18 protein-coding genes and 2 tRNA genes are annotated in these 19,836 nt (G+C 67.2%); 6 read left to right on the top strand and 14 right to left on the bottom strand.

Going from position 1 to position 19,836, the window contains the following annotated elements:
• Positions 1-10: 10 nt before the first annotated feature.
• Both tsf and rpsB read right to left on the bottom strand, forming a co-directional pair.
• Positions 11-931, bottom strand: a complete 921-nt coding sequence (gene tsf, locus M3149_RS11175; protein WP_251709433.1) for a translation elongation factor Ts — start codon at positions 929-931, stop codon at positions 11-13.
• Between the two features lie 108 nt (positions 932-1,039).
• Positions 1,040-1,792 carry a 30S ribosomal protein S2 gene (gene rpsB, locus M3149_RS11180; RefSeq protein ID WP_251709435.1) on the bottom strand — a complete coding sequence of 251 codons (753 nt, stop codon included), beginning with the start codon at positions 1,790-1,792 and terminating at the stop codon, positions 1,040-1,042.
• Positions 1,793-1,987: 195 nt separating this feature from the next.
• Between rpsB and M3149_RS11185 the strand changes: the two genes are divergently transcribed.
• The gene (locus M3149_RS11185; protein ID WP_251709437.1) at positions 1,988-3,238 is read left to right on the top strand and encodes an NAD(P)/FAD-dependent oxidoreductase; all 1,251 of its coding nucleotides are present in this window, start codon (positions 1,988-1,990) and stop codon (positions 3,236-3,238) included.
• Positions 3,239-3,263: 25 nt separating this feature from the next.
• Positions 3,264-4,787: an NAD(P)H-hydrate dehydratase gene (locus M3149_RS11190; RefSeq protein WP_251709439.1), complete on the top strand. Its 1,524-nt coding sequence runs from the start codon at positions 3,264-3,266 to the stop codon at positions 4,785-4,787.
• A gap of 30 nt (positions 4,788-4,817) precedes the next feature.
• On the opposite strand, the gene M3149_RS11195 is transcribed toward M3149_RS11190, so the two are convergent.
• The 3 genes from M3149_RS11195 to rnr are packed head-to-tail and all read right to left on the bottom strand — an operon-like array spanning position 4,818 to position 8,514.
• Positions 4,818-5,348 carry a YggT family protein gene (locus M3149_RS11195; protein WP_251709441.1) on the bottom strand — a complete coding sequence of 177 codons (531 nt, stop codon included), beginning with the start codon at positions 5,346-5,348 and terminating at the stop codon, positions 4,818-4,820.
• 11 nt (positions 5,349-5,359) lie between these two features.
• Positions 5,360-6,253 carry a gamma-glutamyl-gamma-aminobutyrate hydrolase family protein gene (locus tag M3149_RS11200; protein WP_251709443.1) on the bottom strand — a complete coding sequence of 298 codons (894 nt, stop codon included), beginning with the start codon at positions 6,251-6,253 and terminating at the stop codon, positions 5,360-5,362.
• Positions 6,250-8,514: a ribonuclease R gene (gene rnr / locus M3149_RS11205; protein WP_251709444.1), complete on the bottom strand. Its 2,265-nt coding sequence runs from the start codon at positions 8,512-8,514 to the stop codon at positions 6,250-6,252. Before rnr ends, M3149_RS11200 begins: the two co-directional genes overlap by 4 nt.
• A 33-nt stretch (positions 8,515-8,547) precedes the next feature.
• Between rnr and M3149_RS11210 the strand changes: the two genes are divergently transcribed.
• Positions 8,548-8,632, top strand: a tRNA-Leu gene (locus tag M3149_RS11210).
• Between the two features lie 83 nt (positions 8,633-8,715).
• Here the strand turns inward: M3149_RS11210 and rimO are convergent.
• From rimO to M3149_RS11235, 5 genes are all read right to left on the bottom strand, one after another.
• Positions 8,716-10,110: a 30S ribosomal protein S12 methylthiotransferase RimO gene (rimO, locus tag M3149_RS11215; RefSeq protein WP_251709446.1), complete on the bottom strand. Its 1,395-nt coding sequence runs from the start codon at positions 10,108-10,110 to the stop codon at positions 8,716-8,718.
• A 43-nt stretch (positions 10,111-10,153) separates the two neighbouring features.
• The gene (gene phaR, locus M3149_RS11220) at positions 10,154-10,696 is read right to left on the bottom strand and encodes a polyhydroxyalkanoate synthesis repressor PhaR (protein WP_251709448.1); all 543 of its coding nucleotides are present in this window, start codon (positions 10,694-10,696) and stop codon (positions 10,154-10,156) included.
• A gap of 301 nt (positions 10,697-10,997) precedes the next feature.
• Positions 10,998-11,074, bottom strand: a tRNA-Val gene (locus tag M3149_RS11225).
• 43 nt (positions 11,075-11,117) lie between these two features.
• A complete protein-coding gene (locus M3149_RS11230) occupies positions 11,118-13,409 on the bottom strand; it encodes a RelA/SpoT family protein (protein ID WP_251709449.1) in 2,292 nt (763 codons plus the stop codon).
• Complete coding sequence (locus M3149_RS11235; RefSeq protein WP_251709451.1) at positions 13,406-14,326, bottom strand: alpha/beta fold hydrolase; 921 nt, start codon at positions 14,324-14,326, stop codon at positions 13,406-13,408. The genes M3149_RS11230 and M3149_RS11235 overlap by 4 nt, the downstream gene beginning before the upstream one ends.
• A 77-nt stretch (positions 14,327-14,403) precedes the next feature.
• On the opposite strand from M3149_RS11235, the gene M3149_RS11240 reads away from it, so the two are divergent.
• Positions 14,404-15,174 carry a 3-hydroxybutyrate dehydrogenase gene (locus M3149_RS11240; protein WP_251709453.1) on the top strand — a complete coding sequence of 257 codons (771 nt, stop codon included), beginning with the start codon at positions 14,404-14,406 and terminating at the stop codon, positions 15,172-15,174.
• 24 nt (positions 15,175-15,198) lie between these two features.
• On the opposite strand, the gene M3149_RS11245 is transcribed toward M3149_RS11240, so the two are convergent.
• Positions 15,199-15,936 carry an SIMPL domain-containing protein gene (locus tag M3149_RS11245; RefSeq protein ID WP_251709455.1) on the bottom strand — a complete coding sequence of 246 codons (738 nt, stop codon included), beginning with the start codon at positions 15,934-15,936 and terminating at the stop codon, positions 15,199-15,201.
• A gap of 17 nt (positions 15,937-15,953) precedes the next feature.
• Positions 15,954-16,253: a hypothetical protein gene (locus M3149_RS11250; RefSeq protein WP_251709457.1), complete on the bottom strand. Its 300-nt coding sequence runs from the start codon at positions 16,251-16,253 to the stop codon at positions 15,954-15,956.
• A gap of 170 nt (positions 16,254-16,423) precedes the next feature.
• Between M3149_RS11250 and ompR the strand changes: the two genes are divergently transcribed.
• The gene (gene ompR / locus M3149_RS11255; protein ID WP_251709458.1) at positions 16,424-17,155 is read left to right on the top strand and encodes an osmolarity response regulator transcription factor OmpR; all 732 of its coding nucleotides are present in this window, start codon (positions 16,424-16,426) and stop codon (positions 17,153-17,155) included.
• Between the two features lie 15 nt (positions 17,156-17,170).
• Positions 17,171-18,571, top strand: a complete 1,401-nt coding sequence (locus tag M3149_RS11260; RefSeq protein ID WP_251709579.1) for a sensor histidine kinase — start codon at positions 17,171-17,173, stop codon at positions 18,569-18,571.
• Between the two features lie 30 nt (positions 18,572-18,601).
• On the opposite strand, the gene ispF is transcribed toward M3149_RS11260, so the two are convergent.
• Together ispF and ispD are read right to left on the bottom strand one after the other, a co-directional pair.
• On the bottom strand, positions 18,602-19,084 hold the full coding sequence (ispF, locus tag M3149_RS11265) for a 2-C-methyl-D-erythritol 2,4-cyclodiphosphate synthase (RefSeq protein ID WP_251709460.1): 483 nt from the start codon (positions 19,082-19,084) through the stop codon (positions 18,602-18,604).
• Positions 19,081-19,776, bottom strand: coding sequence for a 2-C-methyl-D-erythritol 4-phosphate cytidylyltransferase (ispD, locus tag M3149_RS11270; protein WP_251709462.1), 696 nt, complete (start codon positions 19,774-19,776; stop codon positions 19,081-19,083). Before ispD ends, ispF begins: the two co-directional genes overlap by 4 nt.
• Positions 19,777-19,836 lie beyond the last annotated feature (60 nt).

Genomic DNA, 19,836 nt, shown 5'->3' on the forward strand with positions numbered 1-19,836 from the left:
CCGGGAGCGCTCAGCCCCCCTTGGCGGCAGCGACCTGCGCGGCCACCTCGGCGGCGAAGTCGTCGACCTTTTTCTCGATGCCCTCGCCCACCACGAACAGGGTGAAGGACTTCACCGTGGTGCTGGCGGCCTTGAGCATTTGCTCGACGGTCTGCTTGTCGTTCTTCACGAACGGCTGATTGAACAGCGAGACTTCCTTGAGGTACTTCTGCACCGCACCATCGATGCGCTTGGCCACGATCTCGGCGCTCTGCGCCGGCTTGCCGGCGGCCAGCAGTTCCTTGTTGGCTTCGTCGGCCTTGGCGGTGGCCACCGAGCGCTCGCGCTCGATGAACTCGGCAGGCACGTCGGCGCTGGTCAGCGACACGGGCTTCATGGCGGCCACGTGCATGGCGACATCCTTGGCGGCCACCTCGTCACCCTCGAACTCCACGATCACGCCGATGCGCGTGCCGTGCAGGTAGCTCGCCAGCTTGGCCGCGCCGCTGTAGCGCTTGAAGCGGCGGAACGACATGTTCTCGCCGATCTTGCCGATCAGGCCCTTGCGCACGTCTTCCAGCGTGGGGCCGAAGCCGTCCTGGCTGTAGGCGAGCGCGCCCAGGGCGGCGACGTCGGCCGGGTTGTGCTCGGCCACGAGCCGGGCTGCCGCATTGGCCAGCGCCAGGAAGCTGTCGTTCTTGGTGACGAAGTCGGTTTCGCAGTTGACTTCGATCAGGGCGCCGGTGGTGCCCTGGATCGACGCGGCCACGACGCCTTCGGCCGTGACGCGGCTGGCGGCCTTGCCGGCCTTGGTGCCGAGCTTGACGCGCAGCAGTTCCTCGGCCTTGGCCATGTCGCCGTCGGCTTCGGTCAGGGCCTTCTTGCACTCCATCATGGGTGCGTCGGTCTTGGCGCGCAGTTCGGCGACCATGCTTGCGGTGATTGCAGCCATCTCTGTACTCCTGTGATCGGGCGCGCTGTGCGGCGCCTTCGATGAATGGTGAAACCTGGGTGTGAAAAGGGGGCTACACGAGCCCCCGATTCCGCGCGCGGGTGGCGATCAGGCCTGGTCTTCCGGCACTTCGACGAATTCGTCGGCGCCTTCGGCGGCGGCCACCTTGGCCACGTCGGCCACGGCATTGGCGCGGCCTTCCAGCACGGCGTCAGCGATGCCGCGGGCGTACAGCGCCACGGCGCGGGCCGAGTCGTCGTTGCCGGGGATGACGTAGTCGATGCCCTCGGGCGAGTGGTTGGTGTCGACCACACCCACGAGCGGGATGCCCAGTTTCTGGGCTTCAAGCACGGCGATCTTGTGGAAGCCCACGTCGATCACGAAGATGGCATCGGGCAATGCGGTCATGTCCTGGATGCCGCCGATGTCCTTCTCGAGCTTCTCCATCTCGCGGCTGAACATGAGCTGCTCTTTCTTGCTCATGCTGTCCAGGCCGGCTTCCTTCTGGGCCTGCATGTCCTTCAGCCGCTTGATCGAGGTCTTGACGGTCTTGAAGTTGGTCAGCATGCCGCCGAGCCAGCGCTGGTCGACGAAGGGCATGCCGGCGCGGCGGGCTTCCTGGGCCACGATGTCGCGCGACTGGCGCTTGGTGCCCACGAAGAGCAGCGTGCCACGGTTGGACGCGAGTTGACGCACGAACTTCTGCGCATTCTGAAACAGGGGCAGCGTCTTCTCGAGGTTGACGATGTGGATCTTGTTGCGGTGCCCGAAGATGTACGGTGCCATCTTGGGGTTCCAGAAGCGGGTCTGGTGACCGAAATGGACACCGGCTTCCAGCATTTCGCGCATGGAAATGGACATGGGATTACTTTCCAGAGGTTAGGTCTAAAATCCAGCCCCGATTGCCTCCCCCGGTCAGCCGGAGAACACAACACCCGGACGGGCTGGTTTGCGATTTGCCTTGCGATCCAGCCTGAAACGCCCTCGGCGTGACAGGTGCAAAGCCTGTCGAGTATACATCGCCGGCAGCCCCCTCCCCACCAACAGCTTGCATACATGAAGATTGCCATCGTGGGCGCCGGCGTCAACGGCCTTGCCAGCGCGTACGAGTTGATGCTGTGCGGCCATGCCGTGACCGTGTTCGAGCGCCGGGCCACCGCCGCCGAGGCCGGCAGCTTTGCGCCTGCCGGCTTGCTGCACCCAGCCTGGGCACTGGCCTGGGCTGACCCCATGCCTCGGCTTCGGCTGCCCTGGTCCGCGCCGGGCCCGGGTGTGCGCTGGCGCAGCGGACTGCAATGGCCCGCATTCGCCTGGTGGGGCCAATGGCGATCGGCCAGGCGCCGCCGCACGGCAGACGCCCGCGCCGCGCTGATCGACCTGCTCACGCTCGGGCAGGAACGCCACGCCGCGCTGCAAGCCGAGCTGGAGCTCGACCACGACCGTTCGGATGGCTTTTTGGTGCTGGGGCCGGACCAACGCAGCTTCGACCGAGCTGCGGGCCTGGCGGTCACGCTGCGTGAACTCGGGCTGGGCGTGCGCCCCGTTTCGGCTGCTGAGGCCCGCGCGATCGAACCGGCACTGGATGCCGCAGCCCCGCTCGCAGGCGCCATTCACCTCACGGGGCCGGCGGTGGCCAATTGCCGCGAATGGACCCTGCTCATGCGCCAGGTGTTGCTGCGCAACGGTGGCCGCTTCCAGGCGCAGCAGGCAGTACGAGGGCTGCGGCCCCATGCCGACGGGGTCGAACTGACCACCGACCGCACCGCCGAATCATTCGATGCAGCGGTGCTGTGCACGGGCTCCGATGCCCCGGACCTGCTTCGATCGCTCGGGCTTCGCACGCCGTTCCAGCCCTGGTGGTCGCACTCGCTCAGCGCGCCGGTGCGCGAGCCCATGGATGCCCCCCAATCGGGCGTGATGGACCTCCAGACGGGCGTGACGATCACGCGGCTCGGGCAGCGCGTTCGCGCCAGCGGAGGCTGGGACCTGGGTGGCGAAGCCGGTGGGGCCGAGCGTCCCGCCATTGCACACCTGGCGCGCACGATGTCGCACTGGTTTCCCGCGGCGGCCCGGTTGGGCGGTGCGCAGTCGGCGCTCCAGACGTGGCGCGGCGCCGCGCTGGTGTCGGCCGACGGCCTGCCCTTGATCGGCGCAAGCCGCGTACCCGGGGTCTGGCTCAACCTCGCTCACGGCACGATGGGCTGGGCGCTGGCCTGCGGCGCTGCACGCCACCTCGCCGACACCATGGCTGGTGGAGCGGTCGATGGGCGACTGGATGCATTGAGCCCTTCACGCCTGGGTTTGTGACCGCTGGCGTGGTGAAATCCGCCGCATGAGACGGCTCGATCCCACGCGACTGGAGGCCCTGCACGACGTCGGCGCAACGCGCGCCATCGAGCAGGCGATGGCCGCCCCGCTGCCGCCCCACACCCTGATGGCGCACGCCGGAGAGTCCGTCGCGCGCCTGGCAAGGGCACTCCACCCGCACGCGCGATGCATCTGGGTGGCTTGCGGTCCCGGCAACAACGGCGGCGACGGCCTGGTGGCGGCTGTTCATCTGCGCGAATGGATGCTCGCCCGCGGCGGCACGCTGGTGGTTACGCTGGATGCCGAACCCTCACGCATGCCCGCCGATGCGGCCTGGGCGCTGGCGCTCGCTCAAGCGGCCGGCGTGCCAGTGGCGCCCGAGCCACCGCCCGATGCGGACCTGGTGGTCGACGCGCTGCTCGGCCTGGGTGCACGCGCCGACCCCGATGGCCCGCTGACGCCACGGCTGCGGGCGGTGTTGAACCACCCCGCCCCGGTGCTCGCCGTCGACTTGCCCAGTGGCCTCGACGCCGACAGTGGCCAGCATGCACTGGCCGATGCTCGCTCCGCGGCGCCCCGCGGGCCGCGCCACACCCTGAGTCTGCTCACGCTCAAGCCGGGCTTGTTCACGGCCCACGGACGCGACATGGCCGGCGAGGTGTGGTTCGATGACCTGCGGGCAGGTGACACGTCGGCCAGTGCCACCGCAACCTGGGGCGGCTTCGGGGCGCAACCTGACGTGAAACGGCTCGACCCGCACGCCGGCCACAAGGGGTGCTACGGCGACGTGGGCGTCCTCGGCGGACAGCTACCCGGCACGCAGGGCATTGCCATGGCTGGCGCCGCGGTGCTGGCTGCCCGCGCTGCGCTGCACGCCGGTGCGGGGCGCGTGTTTGTGGCCCTGGTGGGCGACGACCCGGTTCCCCCCCTGGATCCGATGCAACCCGAGCTGATGTTTCGCTCGCCCGCGCGGCTGCAACAAGCCCTGTCGGATCAGCCGCTCACCGTGGTGGCGGGCTGCGGCGGTGGCGATGCGGTGCGAACCTGGTTGCCGCGCTGCCTGGACCACGCACAACGCCTGGTGCTCGATGCGGATGCGCTCAACGCCGTGGCGCAGGACACCGGGCTGCAATCCCTGCTCGACGCCCGCGCCGCGCGCGGGTCCATCACGGTGCTCACGCCACACCCGCTGGAGGCGGCCCGTCTGCTGGGTTCCAGCACCGCCGACGTGATGGCCGACCGCCTGGGCCAGGCGCAAGCGCTGGCGCAGCGCCATCGCGCCATCGTGGTGCTCAAGGGTTCGGGCACCGTGGTGGCAGCCCCGGGCCGGCTGCCCTGGATCAACGCCAGCGGCAATGCGCGACTGGCCTCGGCCGGCACCGGTGACGTGCTGGCGGGCCTGATCGGCGCGGCATTGGCCCGCGGCGAGCGTGACCCCTGGACCGCCACGTGCGCTGCCGTTGCCCATCATGGCTGCCTGGCGGACGCCTGGCCTGCCAACCAGGCACTCACCGCAGACGCGCTGGCGCGTGCGGCACGGCCGTTCTGAACGGCCGGCTGGCCCGGCTTGCGACCGGCCTCAGCCCAGCAGCATCAGGCCGATCTGCAGCAGCACGATCACGATCAGGACCGACAGGTCGATCCCACCCACCAGCGGCACCACGCGGCGCACCGGCGCCACGATCGGTCCGCACAAGCGGTCCACCAGCCCCATGGCCGGCGCCCGCGGGTTCACCCATGACAGCACCGCGTAGACGATCAACAGCAGCATCAGGCCCTGCAGCAGCGTGCGCAGCAGAAAGCGCAAGGCCAACGGCACCCAAGCCGCTCCCGACCACTCGCCGCCAGTGGCAATCAGCAACCACACCGCGGCGTGCAGGGCCGCCAGCAACACCGCGGCCACCAGGCTGGCGCCGTCGATTCGCCCCTTGCCGATGGCGGCGGGCAGCACGCGACGCAAGGGCTGCACCAGCCAGTCCGTCACCGCCATCGCGAAGTAACCCGGCTGCGGCTGCATGGGCACGCGCAAGTGGTTCATCCAGGCACGCAGCAGCGCCGCGCCGACGAGGATGAAGAACAGGATATCGAGCAGGAAGAGCAGGATGCGCATGGCCGCGGAGTTTAGGCCGAGAGCAGCAGCGGCGCACTCGGGGCGCGCGGGTCGAGCTCCAGACCGGCATCGAAGCGGCGCATGGCCTCGGTGCGCGAGGCGCGCAGGAAGTCCAGCATGATGGGCGAGCTGTCCGCCAGGGCCTGTCGGCCGTGGTGGAACTCCGGGTGCCATTGCACGCCACGCGCGTAGGCCTCGCCCGGGCAGCGAAAGGCTTCCACAAGGCCGTCGAGCGTGGACACGGCCTCCACCTCGATACCCTTGCCGAGTTCGGCCACCGCCTGGTGGTGGATGCTGGTCACGCGCAGCTGCGTGGCCTTGGGATAGAGCTCGGCCAGCGGCGTGCCCTGGATGAAGGTCACATCGTGCTCGAACTGGTCGTAGAGCTCGACGTCGATGTGCTCGTGCGCGTTCGGACACTGCGTGGCAATGTCCTGGTACAGCGAACCGCCGAAGGCCACGTTGAGGAGCTGAGCGCCGCGGCACACGCCCAGCACCGGCTTCTTCTGTGCCAGAAAACTGCGCAGCAGCGCCAGCTCGTAGCGATCACGCACGACGTCACCGCGCCATTCGTCTTTCAGCGGCTTCTGGCCGTAGGTCTCCGGCGCCACATCGGCCCCGCCCTGCAGCACCAGGGCGTCGAGCTCCTGCACCACGTGTTCCACCTTCAGGTGGCGGGCAGCATGGCGGCTGTCGTGTGTCACCGCGGGCACCATGAAGGCCACCGCGCCGTGCGCCATGATCCAGTGCGCCAGCGACGACTCGATGTACTGCAGGTTCTTGTTGCGAAAGCCCAGTTCGGGTGGCACGTGATGCATCAGGCGTGCGGACACGCCAATGCGCAGCGGCCGCTCACGGGCCACCGGTTTGGCGCGGGGCTTGGCGGGCGCTTTGGTGGCCGTCATCCGCGACGGCCTCCCCGCTTGTTGGGCTTGGGACCTGCAGCGCGCGGCTTGCCCGAGCCTTTCTTGCCCGCCGCCTTGCGCACCGCCGATTTCAGATCGGGGATGCTGGCGGCCACGCCGCTGGTGGCGTGTGTGGGCCGCTTGCCCTTGCGCGCCGCAGGTGCCTCGTCGCGAGTGGTGGTACCGGTCTTGTCGCGCATGGCGCGCAGCACCACGTCATCGTTGCCGGTGACGAGCCGGAAATCGATGCGCCTGCCGTCGAGATCGACCCGGCTCACCTGCACCTGTACCCGCGAACCCAGGGCGTAGCGGATCCCGGTGCGCTCCCCACGCAACTCCTGACGCGCTTCGTCGAAGCGGAAGTACTCGCCGCCGAGCTCGGTGATGTGCACCAGGCCTTCGACGTACATCGCATCCAGCGTGACGAAGATGCCGAAACTCGTGACCGCCGTGACGATGCCGCTGAACTCCTCGCCCAGGTGTTCGCGCATGTACTTGCACTTGAGCCAGGCCTCGACATCGCGGCTGGCCTCGTCGGCACGGCGTTCGTTGGCGCTGCAGTGCAGCCCTGCCGCCTGCCAGGCCAGGGTGTCCGCCGTGGGCTTGCGCACCGGCTGGGTCGGCGCCTTCACGCGTGAAGCGAGCCGCTTGCTCAGCTTGGCATGGGCCTCGCCCGGCGTGGGTAGCGTCGGCAACTGGTACTTCTGCTTGTGCAGGATGGCCTTGATCACGCGGTGCACCAGCAGATCCGGGTAGCGACGGATCGGGCTGGTGAAGTGCGTGTAAGCCTCGAAAGCGAGACCGAAGTGCCCGCTGTTGATCGGCGTGTAGATGGCCTGCTGCATCGAGCGCAGCAGCATGGTGTGGATCTGCTGCGAATCGGGCCGGTCTTTCGTGGCATCGGCGATCTGCTGGAACTCCGACGGCTTGGGGTCGTCGCTGATCGACAGGCCGACCCCCACCGCCTTGAGGTAGTTGCGCAGCAACTCCTGCTTCTCGGGCGTCGGGCCTTCGTGCACACGAAACAGGCCCGGGTGCTTGCTCATTGCAATGAATTCAGCCGAGCACACGTTGGCGGCCAGCATGGCCTCCTCAATCAGCTTGTGCGCATCGTTGCGCGTGCGCGGAACGATCTTCTCGATGCGACCGGATTCGTCGCAGACGATCTGCGTCTCCACGGTCTCGAAATCGACCGCACCGCGCTGGTTGCGCGCGGCCAGCAGCGCGCGGTACACGTCATGCAGATTGAGCAGGTACGGCACCAGTGCCTTGCGGTTCTGCGCCTCGGGCCCGCGGGTGTTCTGCAGGATGGCCGCCACCTCGTTGTAGGTGAATCGCGCGTGGCTGAACATCACGCCGGGGTAGAACTGATAGGCGTGGATCTCGCCCTTGGCGGTGATGAGCATGTCGCAGACCATGCACAGCCGCTCCACACCCGGGTTGAGGGAGCACAGACCATTGGAGAGTTTCTCCGGCAGCATGGGGATCACGCGGCGCGGGAAGTACACCGACGTTGCGCGGTCGTAAGCGTCCACGTCGATGGCGGTGCCGGTCTGCACGTAGTGGCTCACGTCGGCGATCGCCACCAGCAACCGCCAGCCTTTGGCCTTGCCCACGCGGGCAGGTTCGCAATACACGGCGTCGTCGAAATCGCGCGCATCCTCCCCGTCGATGGTGACCAGGGGAACATCGCGCAGATCGACACGGTGCCGCAGATCGCTCGCACGCACGTGATCGGGCAGCGCACGCGCCTGGGCCAGGGCAGCCTCGGAGAACTCGTGCGGCACGCCGTACTTGCGCACCGCGATCTCGATTTCCATGCCGGGGTCGTCGATCTCACCCAGCACTTCCTTCACCCGACCCACGGGTTGCCCGTAGAGCGCGGGCGGCTCGGTCAATTCGACCACCACCACCTGACCCGGCTTGGCCGAGCCGGTGGCCCCTTTGGGGATCAGCACATCCTGGCCGTAGCGCTTGTCTTCGGGCGCGACGAGCCACACACCGCTTTCCTGCAGCAGGCGCCCGATGATGGGCGCGTCCGAGCGCTCGATGATTTCGGTGACACGGCCTTCGGGGCGGCCCTTGCGGTCCAGGCGCACGATGCGCGCTTTCACCCGGTCCTTGTGCAGCACCGCGCGCATTTCGTTGGACGGGAGGTAGATGTCGGGCTGTCCGTCGTCGCGGACCACGAATCCATGGCCATCGCGATGGCCCGAGACCACACCTTCGAATTCGGCCAACAGGCTGTTTTTATCGTTCACTGTTTCTCTGCTATACTGCTGGTTTCCTGAGATGCCCAGGTGGCGGAATTGGTAGACGCACTAGTTTCAGGTACTAGCGCCGAGAGGCGTGGAGGTTCGAGTCCTCTCTTGGGCACCAATCATATAAGGGCTTGCACGCTGAACAGCTGCAAGCCCTTTTCATTTGCGCGCGTGGCAAGCGCACGCTCGAACTGACGACGCTCAGACCGGCACCGCCACGAGGTCGTGGCCATCGGTGTCGACGATGCGGGCGCGCGTGAACTCCCCCACCTTGAGCGTCTTGCTGATTTTCTCGGGCGGCAACAAGCGCACCACACCATCGATCTCTGGCGCATCGGCATAGCTGCGGCCCACACCGCCTTTCTTGCCCATGCCCGGGGCGCTGTCCACGAGCACCTGCATGTTGGCACCGATGCGTGAGCGCAGCTTTTCTGCCGAGACCTGTTCGGCCACCGCCATGAAGCGGGCCCGGCGCTCCTCGCGCAGCGCATCGGGCACGGGATCGGCCAACGCATTGGCCGCCGCACCGTCCACCGGCGAATAGGCAAAGCAACCTGCACGGTCGATACGCGCCTCGCGCACGAAATCGATCAGGTGCTCGAACTCGGCCTCGGTCTCGCCAGGGAAACCGGCGATGAAGGTGCTGCGCACAACGATCTGCGGGCAGATCTCGCGCCAGCGCGCAATGCGCTCGAGGTTGCGCTCGCCACTGGCCGGGCGTTTCATGCGCTTGAGCACGTCCGGGTGGCTGTGTTGCAGCGGCACATCCAGGTACGGCAGCACCAGGCCCTCGGCCATGAGCGGCACGATCTCATCCACATGTGGGTAGGGATAGACGTAATGCAAGCGTACCCAGGCACCGAAAGGCTGCGCCAGCTCGCCCAGGCTGCGCACGAGGTCGAACAAGCGCGTCTTGACGGGCTTGCCGTCCCAGAAGCCGGTGCGGTACTTCACGTCCACGCCGTAGGCCGAGGTGTCCTGGCTCACGACCAGCAACTCCTTCACACCAGCCTCGAAAAGCTTGCGGGCTTCGGTCAGCACGTCACCGATCGGGCGGCTCACCAGATCGCCGCGCATGGAGGGGATGATGCAGAAGGTGCAGCGATGGTTGCAGCCTTCGCTGATCTTGAGGTACGCGTAGTGCCGCGGGGTGAGCTTGATGCCCTGCGGCGGCACCAGATCCACGAAGGGATCGTGGGGTTTGGGCAGGTGCTGGTGCACCGCTTCCATGACCTCGTGCGTGGCGTGCGGGCCGGTGACGGCCAGCACGCTGGGGTGCATTTCGCGCACCAGGTTGCCACCGCCCTCGCCTTCTCGCGCACCCAGGCAACCTGTGACGATGACCTTGCCGTTCTCGGCCAGCGCCTCGCCAATCGCATCGAGGCTCTCCTTGACGGCGTCATCGATGAAGCCACAGGTGTTGACGATCACCAGATCGGCGCCCGCAAACGACTTGGATGTCTCGTAGCCCTCGGCGCTGAGTTGCGTGAGGATGAGTTCGGAATCCGTCAGGGCCTTGGGGCAGCCCAGGCTGACGAAGCCCACCCTCGGCGCGGCAGCGCTCGGGGTGGCGGGATGGACGGTGGTGTCTGACATGTGGGCCCGATTGTCTCAGACCCGGCCCGACGGGGCGAAAGCGTCAGCGCTTGAGGCCGAGCGCCGCCAGCATCTGCTCGCTGTTCTTCTGCATCTGCTCCTGCATCTGCGTGAACGCGGTGCGGGACTGCTCCAGGTACGTGCCCATCATTCCCTGCATCATGGGCGACTGCATGTTCATGAACTGCTGCCAGGCCTCCGGGTTGATGGCACCGCCGCTTTGTTCGGCCATCTTGTGCTGCAGGTCCATGAAGATCTGGATGTTCTTCTCCAGGTAGGCACCCATGAAGCCCTGCATCGAGTGCCCGTAGAAGCGGATGATGTTGGCCAGCACCTGCTCGGTGAAGATGGGCGCTCCGGCAGACTCTTCCTCGAGGATGATCTGCAGCAGGATGCTGCGGGTGAGGTCCTCGTTGGTCTTGGCATCGCGCACCACGAAGGGCTCGCTGTCCATCACGAGCGCCTTCACCTCGGCCAGCGTGATGTACGAGGACGTGTCGGTGTCGTAGAGCCTGCGGTTGGGGTACTTCTTGATCACGCGCACGCCGCGCGCTCCCCCCGGTTCGGTCTTGGTTTTGGTGGCCATCCGCGCATTCTAGGAACGCACCGCGAACCCGCCGGGCATGGTTTTCCCTGTGCGGTGCAACAAACAAAAACCCCCGCAGGCCGGGGCTAGCCGTTCCATAAAGGAGTTGCTAAGCGAACAGACTAGGCGGAAATCTTCAGCTGATTCAAGCACTTAGCGCCGGACTTGTCCGGCGCTTTTTCTTGGTCAGCAGTGGGCTCTCTAAGTCGTTGTCCTGCAATGAAAAACGACCACCGAAGTGGTCGTTATCAACCCCTTAACCGAACGGCTAGCAGGCCGGGGACCTGCGGGGGTTTGCATCTGGTAGGCGCGATTGGACTCGAACCAACGACCCCCACCATGTCAAGGTGGTGCTCTAACCAGCTGAGCTACGCGCCTTCGATCGATTCGAAGCCTCGCAGTATAGCAGCAGTCAAGGCCCTCACTTGCGGCGCACCGTTCGCACGCCGTTGACGTCGCCCACCACCGACATGGCGCGCGCCACCTGGCGCGCGTCGGCCACTTCGATGGTGAATGTCATCCAGGCCACCCCCTTGACCGACTGGGTCTGCACACCGATCACGTTCATCTTCTCTCGCGCAAACACATCCGAAATGTCGCGCAGCAACCCCTGTCGATCGAGGGCTTCGATCGCCACGTCCACCGGGTACAGGGCGGACTTGCCGTCGCGGGCGTCGCCGGCCCGGCCGCTCCAATCGACCTCGATGACGCGATCCGGGCTCTTGCGCCTGAGGTGGGCGAAGTCGGTGCAGTCGGCCCGGTGGATGCTCACGCCCTTGCCGCGCGTGACGAAACCGCAGATCTCGTCAGGCGGCGCCGGCTTGCAGCACTTGGCCAACTGCGTCATGAGCGAGCCGACCCCCACCACCAGCACGTCACCCGAGCGCCCCTCGGCGCCACGGCGTGGCTTGCGCACCCAACTGGTCGGCTCGGGGGCCGCTTCGGGCTCGGGCGGTCGAAGGTGGGTCTCGATCGCACGCAACGACAGTTCGTCCTTGCCGACCAGTTCAAACAACTCGTCGGCGCTGCCCAGGTCCATCTCGAGCGCCAGGTCCTCGAACTTCAACGCGGTGCGGCCTTCGCGCTGCAGCAGTTTTTCCACCGCTTCGCGTCCACGCGCAATCGTTTCTGCAAGCGCCTGCGCGTTGAACCACGCCCGCACCTTGCTCTTGGCACGGTGACCCACCAGGTAGCCCAGGTCGGCGTTGAGCCAGTCACGCGAGGGGCCGCCTTCCTTGGCCGCCGTGATCTCCACGGTCTGCCCGTTCTGCAGCGGCGTGTTCAACGGCACCATGGCGCCATCGACCTTGGCGCCGCGGCAGCGGTGGCCCAGGTCGGTGTGCACGGTGTAGGCGAAATCCACCGGTGTGGCGCCTTGCGGCAATTCCACGATGGCTGCGTTGGGCGTGAGCACGTAGATGCGGTCGTCGAACAGCCCCTGCGCCATGCCGCTCAGGTCGCGCTCCCATGCCAGCAGCTGACGCAGCACCGCGATCTTGGCGTCGTACTCCGAGTTGGCCGACACGCCGGCGTAGCCCTTGGCCCCTGCCTCCTTGTACGCCCAGTGCGCGGCGACGCCGTGCTCGGCGTGGTCGTGCATGGCCTGGGTGCGGATCTGGATTTCGAACGCCCTCCCCTGCGCATCGCGCACCACGGTGTGCAGGGATTGATAGCCGTTCGGCTTGGGCTTGGCGATGTAGTCGTCGAACTCCTCGGGCACGGGCGTGAACTGCGCGTGCACGTGCGCCAGCACGGCGTAACAGTCCGCGGTCTCGGGCACCACCACCCGCAGCGCGCGGATGTCAAACACCTGCTCGAAATCGAGCGACTTGCCGCGCATCTTCCTGACGATGCTGTAGATGTGCTTGGGCCGCCCCTGCACCACAGCCTCGATGCCTTGCGCACGCAGCGCGCTTTGCAACTGCTCGCGCACCTGCTCCACGTGCGCCTCGCGCTCGGCACGCTTCTCGTCGAGCAGACGCGCCACTTCCTTGTAGGTCTGCGGCTCCAGGAAGCGAAACGCCAGGTCCTCCATCTCCCACTTGATCTGCCAGATGCCGAGCCGGTTGGCCAGCGGCGCGAACACGTGCAGCGATTCGCTGGCCAGCGCTTCGCCAGGCTCGCCCTTGCAGGCCGCGAAGTAGCGCAAGGTCTGCAGGCGCGAGGCCAGGCGCAGCATCACGACCCGCAGGTCGCGCGAAAAAGCCAGCAACATCTTGCGCACGTTCTCGGTCTGGCTCGCCGCCAGCTCCGACACCGGCGCCTTGGACAGCCCGGGCGCGGGTTGCCCTGCGTCCTGCGCGGCCTGGCGTTCCTCGAGCTTTTTCGCCTGCGCTTGTGCCGCCTTGGTGCGCGTCTGGCGCTGCAACTGCACCAGCTTGGTGGTCTCCAGTGCCAGCGCAGCATGCTGCTCACCGAAGGCTTTGGCGATGACCTCCTGCGGTCGGTTCAGGTGCTGGCAGGCGTACACCAGATACGTCACGGCCTGCATCGCTTCCGAGCCGCCGATGTCGGCAAGGATGCGGGCCACCGCATCGGCATGCGCAAGCGTGTTCTCCCCGGTGTCGAGTTGCTCGCTGGCCAGCAGCGGCTCGGCGAAGGCGCGCGCACGCGCCAGCGCGTTGGCCTGGTGCGGCAGGCCCGCCGCCGTGGCCGCCACGATGGCCGAGGTCGGCGCATCGGCGAGTTCGCCAGCAGACAGGGCGCGCTTCATGGCGACCACAGGAAATCGCGCACCGCGGCCACCTGGTCAGAGGCCATCAGCGTGGGCGCGTGGCCCACGCCAGCGAAGGTGATGCAGCGCGGGCGCGGGCCGCGCTGGCCCATGGCCTGTGCGGTCGTTGCGCTCAGCAGGTCGGACTGCTCGCCGCGCAACAGCAGCGTGGGGCAGGCGATCGCGTCGTACAGATCCCAGAGCGCTGCCTCGCCTTCGCGCACCGCCTGCTGCATGGCTTGCTGGTCCAGCTTGTCGAGCATGGCTTTCACGGGCACCGCGATCGACGGGTCGTAGTGCAGCCGATAGCGGCCGTCGCGCACCCGCAGCATGGGCAGGTTCAATGCGCGCCATTGAACCGGCGTGTGTGGGCCGAAGCCCTGCGAGATGCTGGCCAGGTAGTCGATGGCCGCTTGCTCGGTGTCGAACGCCGGGTCCTTGCCAAGGTAGTTGCCGATGCGCAGCAGCGCTTCCCACTGCACCACCGGGCCGACGTCGTTGAGCACCAGCCGCGCGGGGGCCAGCGTGGGTTGTGCCGCCACACCCATGCCGATCAACCCCCCCATGCTGGTGCCAACCCAGTCGATGCGAACCGCAGGGTCATCCTGGCGCAGGCGGGCGAGCAGCACGGCCAGATCGCCCACATAGGTGGGCACCTGATAGTGCATGGGATCGGCCAGCCAGTCGCTGTGGCCACGCCCGGCAACATCCACCGCGATCACACGGCAGCGCGGTTGCAGCGCGCGGGCCAGGGTGTCGAAATCGCGCCCCTGGCGCGACAAGCCGTGCACGCACAAGACCACGTGGTGGCTGGTGGGATCGGCACTGGGCCAGTCCCAGAACGCCATGCGCCGCGCCGTCCCGTCACGCGCGGCCGCTCCACTCACGGTGATGTGCTGGAGGACGGGTTCGTTCATGGCGTATCGGGGCTGGTCCGGTCCACCATAATCGGAAGGACCTTGTTCAAACAATCGTAATGGAACTGGAGAGACCCATGCTTGCCGGAAAAACCGCCCTCGTCACAGGATCCACCAGCGGCATCGGCCTTGGCATTGCCAAAGCCCTGGCGCGCCAGGGAGCCAACGTGGTGCTCAATGGCTTCGGCGATGCCGAAGGCCCGAAGGCGCAGGTTGCTGCACTGGGCGTGAAGGTGGGCTACCACGGCGCGGACATGAGCAAGCCGGCGGAGATCGAGGCCATGATGGCCTACGCCCAGCAGAGCTTCGGCCGCGTGGACATTCTGGTGAACAACGCCGGCATCCAGCACGTGGCGAAGGTCGAGGACTTTCCGGTGGAACGCTGGGATGCGGTGATCGCCATCAACCTCACGAGCGCGTTTCACACCAGCCGCCTGGCGCTGCCGGCCATGCGCGCGGCCAACTGGGGGCGCATCATCAATGTGGCATCGGTGCATGGTCTGGTGGGGTCGGCGGAGAAGTCGGCCTACGTGGCCGCCAAGCACGGCATCGTGGGTCTCACCAAGGTGACGGCGCTGGAGACCGCCACCACCGGCGTGACCTGCAACGCCATCTGCCCCGGTTGGGTGCTTACGCCGCTGGTGCAGAAACAGGTGGACGCCAAGGCCGCAGCACTGGGCCTGAGCAACGAGGAAGCCATCAAGCGCCTGTTGGGCGAGAAGGAACCGTCGATGCAGTTCACCACCGCCGAGGAACTGGGCGAACTGGCCGTGTTCTTCTGCTCGGCCGCCGGCAACAACGTGCGCGGCGTGGCCTGGAACATGGACGGCGGCTGGGCCGCCCAGTGATGCCGCCGCGCTGACGGCGAAGCCTCAACGCAACTGGATGGCGCCGGAGACCGTGACGCTCACCGTCGCGGTGCCGGCAGCGGTGGGAATGGCCATGTCGCTGGCTGCGGCCTTGGCCTCCATCGCCACCATGCGCGGCACTGGTCGCTCGGGCATGTCGGCCGAGCTGACCGACACCTCGCGCAACGTGTAGCCGGCGAACCCGAAACCCTTGGCCACCTCGGTGGCGCGGGCGCGGAAGCGCTCGATGGCTTGGGTCTGCACCTGCGATTCCAGCGCGAGGCGGGCCTCACGCGAGAGCGAGAAACCCATGCTTGAGACCGTCATGGACTGGATGCGCCCGGAGACCTCGCCGATGCGGGCGATATCGCGTCCCTCGATCACAACCTCGGCCTGGCCCTGCCAGCCGCTGATGCGGCCATTGCTGCCATAGCGCGGGAACAGACGCAGGTTGCCGGTGCGCACCTCGAGCTGCTGCGGCCGCGCCTGGCCCTGGGCGGCGGCCAGTGCCGAATCCACCGCCTGCTTGAGCTGGTTCTGCACCGTCACCGGATCGGCACCCTCCTTGGTGGTGCCCAGCACCACGGTCAGCCAGTCCTGCGGCACCTCCATGTGGCCGCTGGCGGACAGGCTCACGATGTTGGCGGGCACCTCGGCGGCCTGGGCCCAGACGGGCGCGGTCGCAGCACACAACAAGGCGGTGGTCGCGAGCGCACGGCGCCACGCGACCGGCACACGGCGGGTCGGCAGTGAAAGGGTCATGGGAAATATTGGGGGGTTCAGTGTTGTTTGCGGCTGGACTCGAAAGGGGGCTGTTCGCGCAACTGCTCGCGAAGGCGCTGACGCTCCTCCACGGACAGGCGAAACGGTTTGGCCCCGTCGTCCATGTCGTCAAACGGCTGGCGCAAGGCATCGCGCAAACGCGTGGGTGCGCGCGCATCGCCGCCGTCGACCGAAATGGGCATCACCGCCGCTGCATCGTGCGCCGGCACGCGAAACTCGTCGCGCGCACGTTCGGCGTTTGCGAGCGCAAGGCTGGCGCTCAGCATGGCAAGGGATCCCATCCAGATGGACTTCATGGTGCGGTCGAGTATGGCCAGACGGATCATTGTGCGAGTGACCTGCAGGTCAAGTCACTGACAGTGCAGGCAATATCTGTAACCACCTGTCAAGAAAACAAAAAACGAGCATTGACAAGCACTTGCCGCTGCCAGAATCGCGTTTGTTACATTTCACGGAAGTTGCACCCATGCCACAGAACCACTCGCGTCCGAACAAGGTGCTGGTCGTCGATGACGACGTACGCATCCGCGACCTGTTGCGCCGCTACCTCATGCAGGAAGGCTTCGAGGTCATGCTGGCCGAAGACGGCAAGGCCCTCAACCGCGTGCTGCAGCGAGAGGCCGTGGACCTCATCGTGCTCGACCTCATGATGCCGGGCGAGGACGGTCTGTCGATCTGCCGGCGCCTGCGCGCCAACGGTGATCGCACCCCCATCATCATGCTGACGGCCAAGAGCGAGGATGTGGACCGCATTGTCGGCCTCGAGGTGGGCGCCGACGACTATCTGGGCAAGCCCTTCAATCCGCGCGAGCTGTTGGCACGCATTCATGCGGTGCTGCGGCGCCGCCCGCCCGCCGAGGTGCCTGGCGCACCCTCGCAGGATGCCGAGGTCGTGAAGTTCGGACCCTACGAATTCGATCTCAGCCTTCGAACCCTTCGCAAGGATGGCCAGGACCTGCCGCTGACCACCGGCGAGTTCGCGATGCTCAAGGCGCTGGTGCGCCACCCGCGCCAGCCGCTGTCGCGCGAGAAACTGGCCCAGTTGGCACGCGGGCGGGAGTTCGAGCCCTTCGATCGCAGCCTGGATGTTCAGGTCTCGCGCCTGCGCAAGCTGATCGAGGAGGATGCCTCCTCGCCGCGCTACCTGCAGACGGTGTGGGGCGTGGGCTACGTTTTCGTGCCGGATGGCAACTCCTGAAGGCCTTGCATGGCAATGGACAGCGAATCGCGCGTCCCGTTCGAGACCGAACCCACCTCGCTGGAGACCGCGCCGGCGCCGCTGGAGGTGCGGCCCACGCGCGGCGTGAGCCTGTTCTGGCGCACCTTCTTCTTCCTCACGCTGCTGCTCACCGGTTGCATCGTGGCCTGGCTGCAGACCTTTCGCGCACTGGAGTACGAACCCCGGGCGCTGCAGAGTGCGCAGCAGCTGGCCTCCCTGGTCAACCTCAGCCGTGCCGCCCTGGTGCATTCGGACGCGATCGCACGCGTCTCACTGGTCAAGACGCTGGCCGCGGAAGAAGGCCTGCGCATTGCCCCGCGTGAGCCCAACGACACCTTCAAGGTCTACGACGTCGACGCCCTGAGTCGCAACGTGGCCAGCCAGTTGCAGATGCGGCTGGGCGCCGACACGGTGGTTGCGCGCGAGGTCAACGGACAGACAGGTCTGTGGATCGGCTTCACCATCGATGGCGACCAGTACTGGCTGCTGACCGACCCCTCACGCATCGGCCCGGTGGCCGGCACCACCTGGCTCATCTGGCTTGGCACGGCCGCCCTGCTCTCGCTCACGGGTGCCGCGCTGATCGCGCGCCTCATCAACCGCCCGCTCAAGAAACTCTCGTTCGCGGCCAGCCGTGTGCGCGAGGGCGACTTCAACGCCAGCCAGCTCAACGAGACCGTGGCCACCAGCGAAATCCGCGAAGTCAACATCGGCTTCAACCGCATGGCGCAGCGGCTGTCCAAGATCGAGCAGGATCGCGCGCTCATGCTCGCCGGCATTTCGCACGACCTGCGAACACCATTGGCCCGGCTGCGGCTGGAGACCGAGATGAGCGTGGCCGATCCGCAGGCGCGCGAGCACATGTCGGCCGATATCGAGCAGGTCAACGCCATCATCGACAAGTTCCTCGACTACGCGCGCCCGGACAACCTGCAGGCCACCGAGGTCAGCCTCAATGAGGTGATCGATGCCGCCGTGTTCTCGCTCGGCGATGACCCCAACACCATCATCAAGACGCGTATCGAGTCGGACACGCGGGTGATGGGCGATGCGGTGGAGCTCAAGCGCGTGTTCAGCAACCTGCTGGAAAACGCGGTCCGCTATGGCCGCAACCCCGACACCGGCGTGGTGCAGATCGACATCGCCGCCAAACCCAAGGACGATGCGGTGCTGGTGAAGCTGCGCGACCACGGCCAGGGCGTCAGCCCCGAACAGCTCACGCAACTCACACAACCCTTCTTCCGCGGCGACGCGGCGCGCTCGGACGCCACCGGCACGGGTCTCGGCCTGGCCATTGTGGAACGCGCCGTCGCGCGCATGGGCGGGCGCTTCGCGCTGGCCAACAGCAGCACCGGGGGGCTGGCGGCGCACATCAAGCTGCGCCGTGCGGGGTGACACGAACGACCCCGCGTCGCGCCGTCTGCGCTATCCGGCAATCAGCAACACCACCGCGCGCGCCTCGATCGCTTCACCCCGCCCCACCGGGCCCAGCTTCTCGGCCGTCTTGGCCTTCACGTTCACCTGCGAGGGCTGCAGATCGAGCAGCGCTGCGATGCGCTCGACCATGGCCGGGATGTGCGGCGCCAGTTTGGGCGCTTGCGCGATGACGGTGCTGTCGATGTTGCCGATCGCGTAGCCCGCCGCCCGCACACGACGCGCAGCCTCGGCCAGCAGCACGCCCGAATCGGCACCTTTGAAGCGTTCGTCGGTGTCCGGGAAGTGGCGACCGATGTCGCCCAGCGCGGCCGCACCAAGCAGCGCATCGGTGATGGCGTGCAACAGGGCGTCGGCGTCGGAATGGCCAAGCAGGCCATGCGTGTGCGGCACGGTGATGCCGCCCAGCACCAGCGGGCGGTCGGTGACGAGGCGGTGGACGTCCCAGCCTTCGCCGATGCGAAGCGTGCTCATGTACGGCTCCTGAGGATGGCTTCGGCCAATGCGAAGTCGTGCGGATAGGTGACCTTGAGATTGCTGGCGCGGCCTTCCACCAACCGGGGCTGCGCACCGCTGCGCTCGATGGCGCTGGCTTCGTCGGTGATGCCCGCAAAGCCGCTGGCGCGCGCAACCGCCAATGCGGCGTGCAGGTCACCCAGGCGGAACATCTGCGGCGTCTGCGCCAGCCACTTGTGCTCGCGGGGTACGGTCTGCTGCACGCGCCCACCGGCTTCGGCCTTGAGGGTATCGGGCAGGGGCAAGGCCAGCAGGCCGCCCACCGGGTCGTCGCGACAGGCATCGATCAGTGCGCCGATTTCCTGTGGGGTAACGAGGCAGCGCGCGGCGTCGTGCACCAGCACCCAGTCGTTGTCGGGCACACCCGACTCGCGCAATGCCTGCAGCCCGTTGAACACGCTCTCGGCACGCGTGGCGCCGCCGCGGCGAACCGCTTCGATGCCCGCCAGCTCGGTCCAGTGGGCGTCATCGGGTGCGATCACCACCAGCACGCGCTCGATGGCAGACACGGCACGCAGTGCCGCCAGGGTGTGTGCCAGCAGCGGGCGGCCCAGCAAGGCCTGGTATTGCTTGGGCAGCACCGTGCCTGCACGCGAGCCACTGCCCGCCGCGGGCAACAAGGCATGGCAGCGGGCAACGGTGGAGGTCATGGCGGGAATTGGGGCGTTGGCAAGGCTCATAGGCGCTCGCCATTCTAGAATTCGCCCATC

Source organism: Hydrogenophaga intermedia (assembly GCF_023715105.1).
Classification (GTDB): Bacteria; Pseudomonadota; Gammaproteobacteria; order Burkholderiales; family Burkholderiaceae_C; genus Hydrogenophaga; species Hydrogenophaga intermedia_A.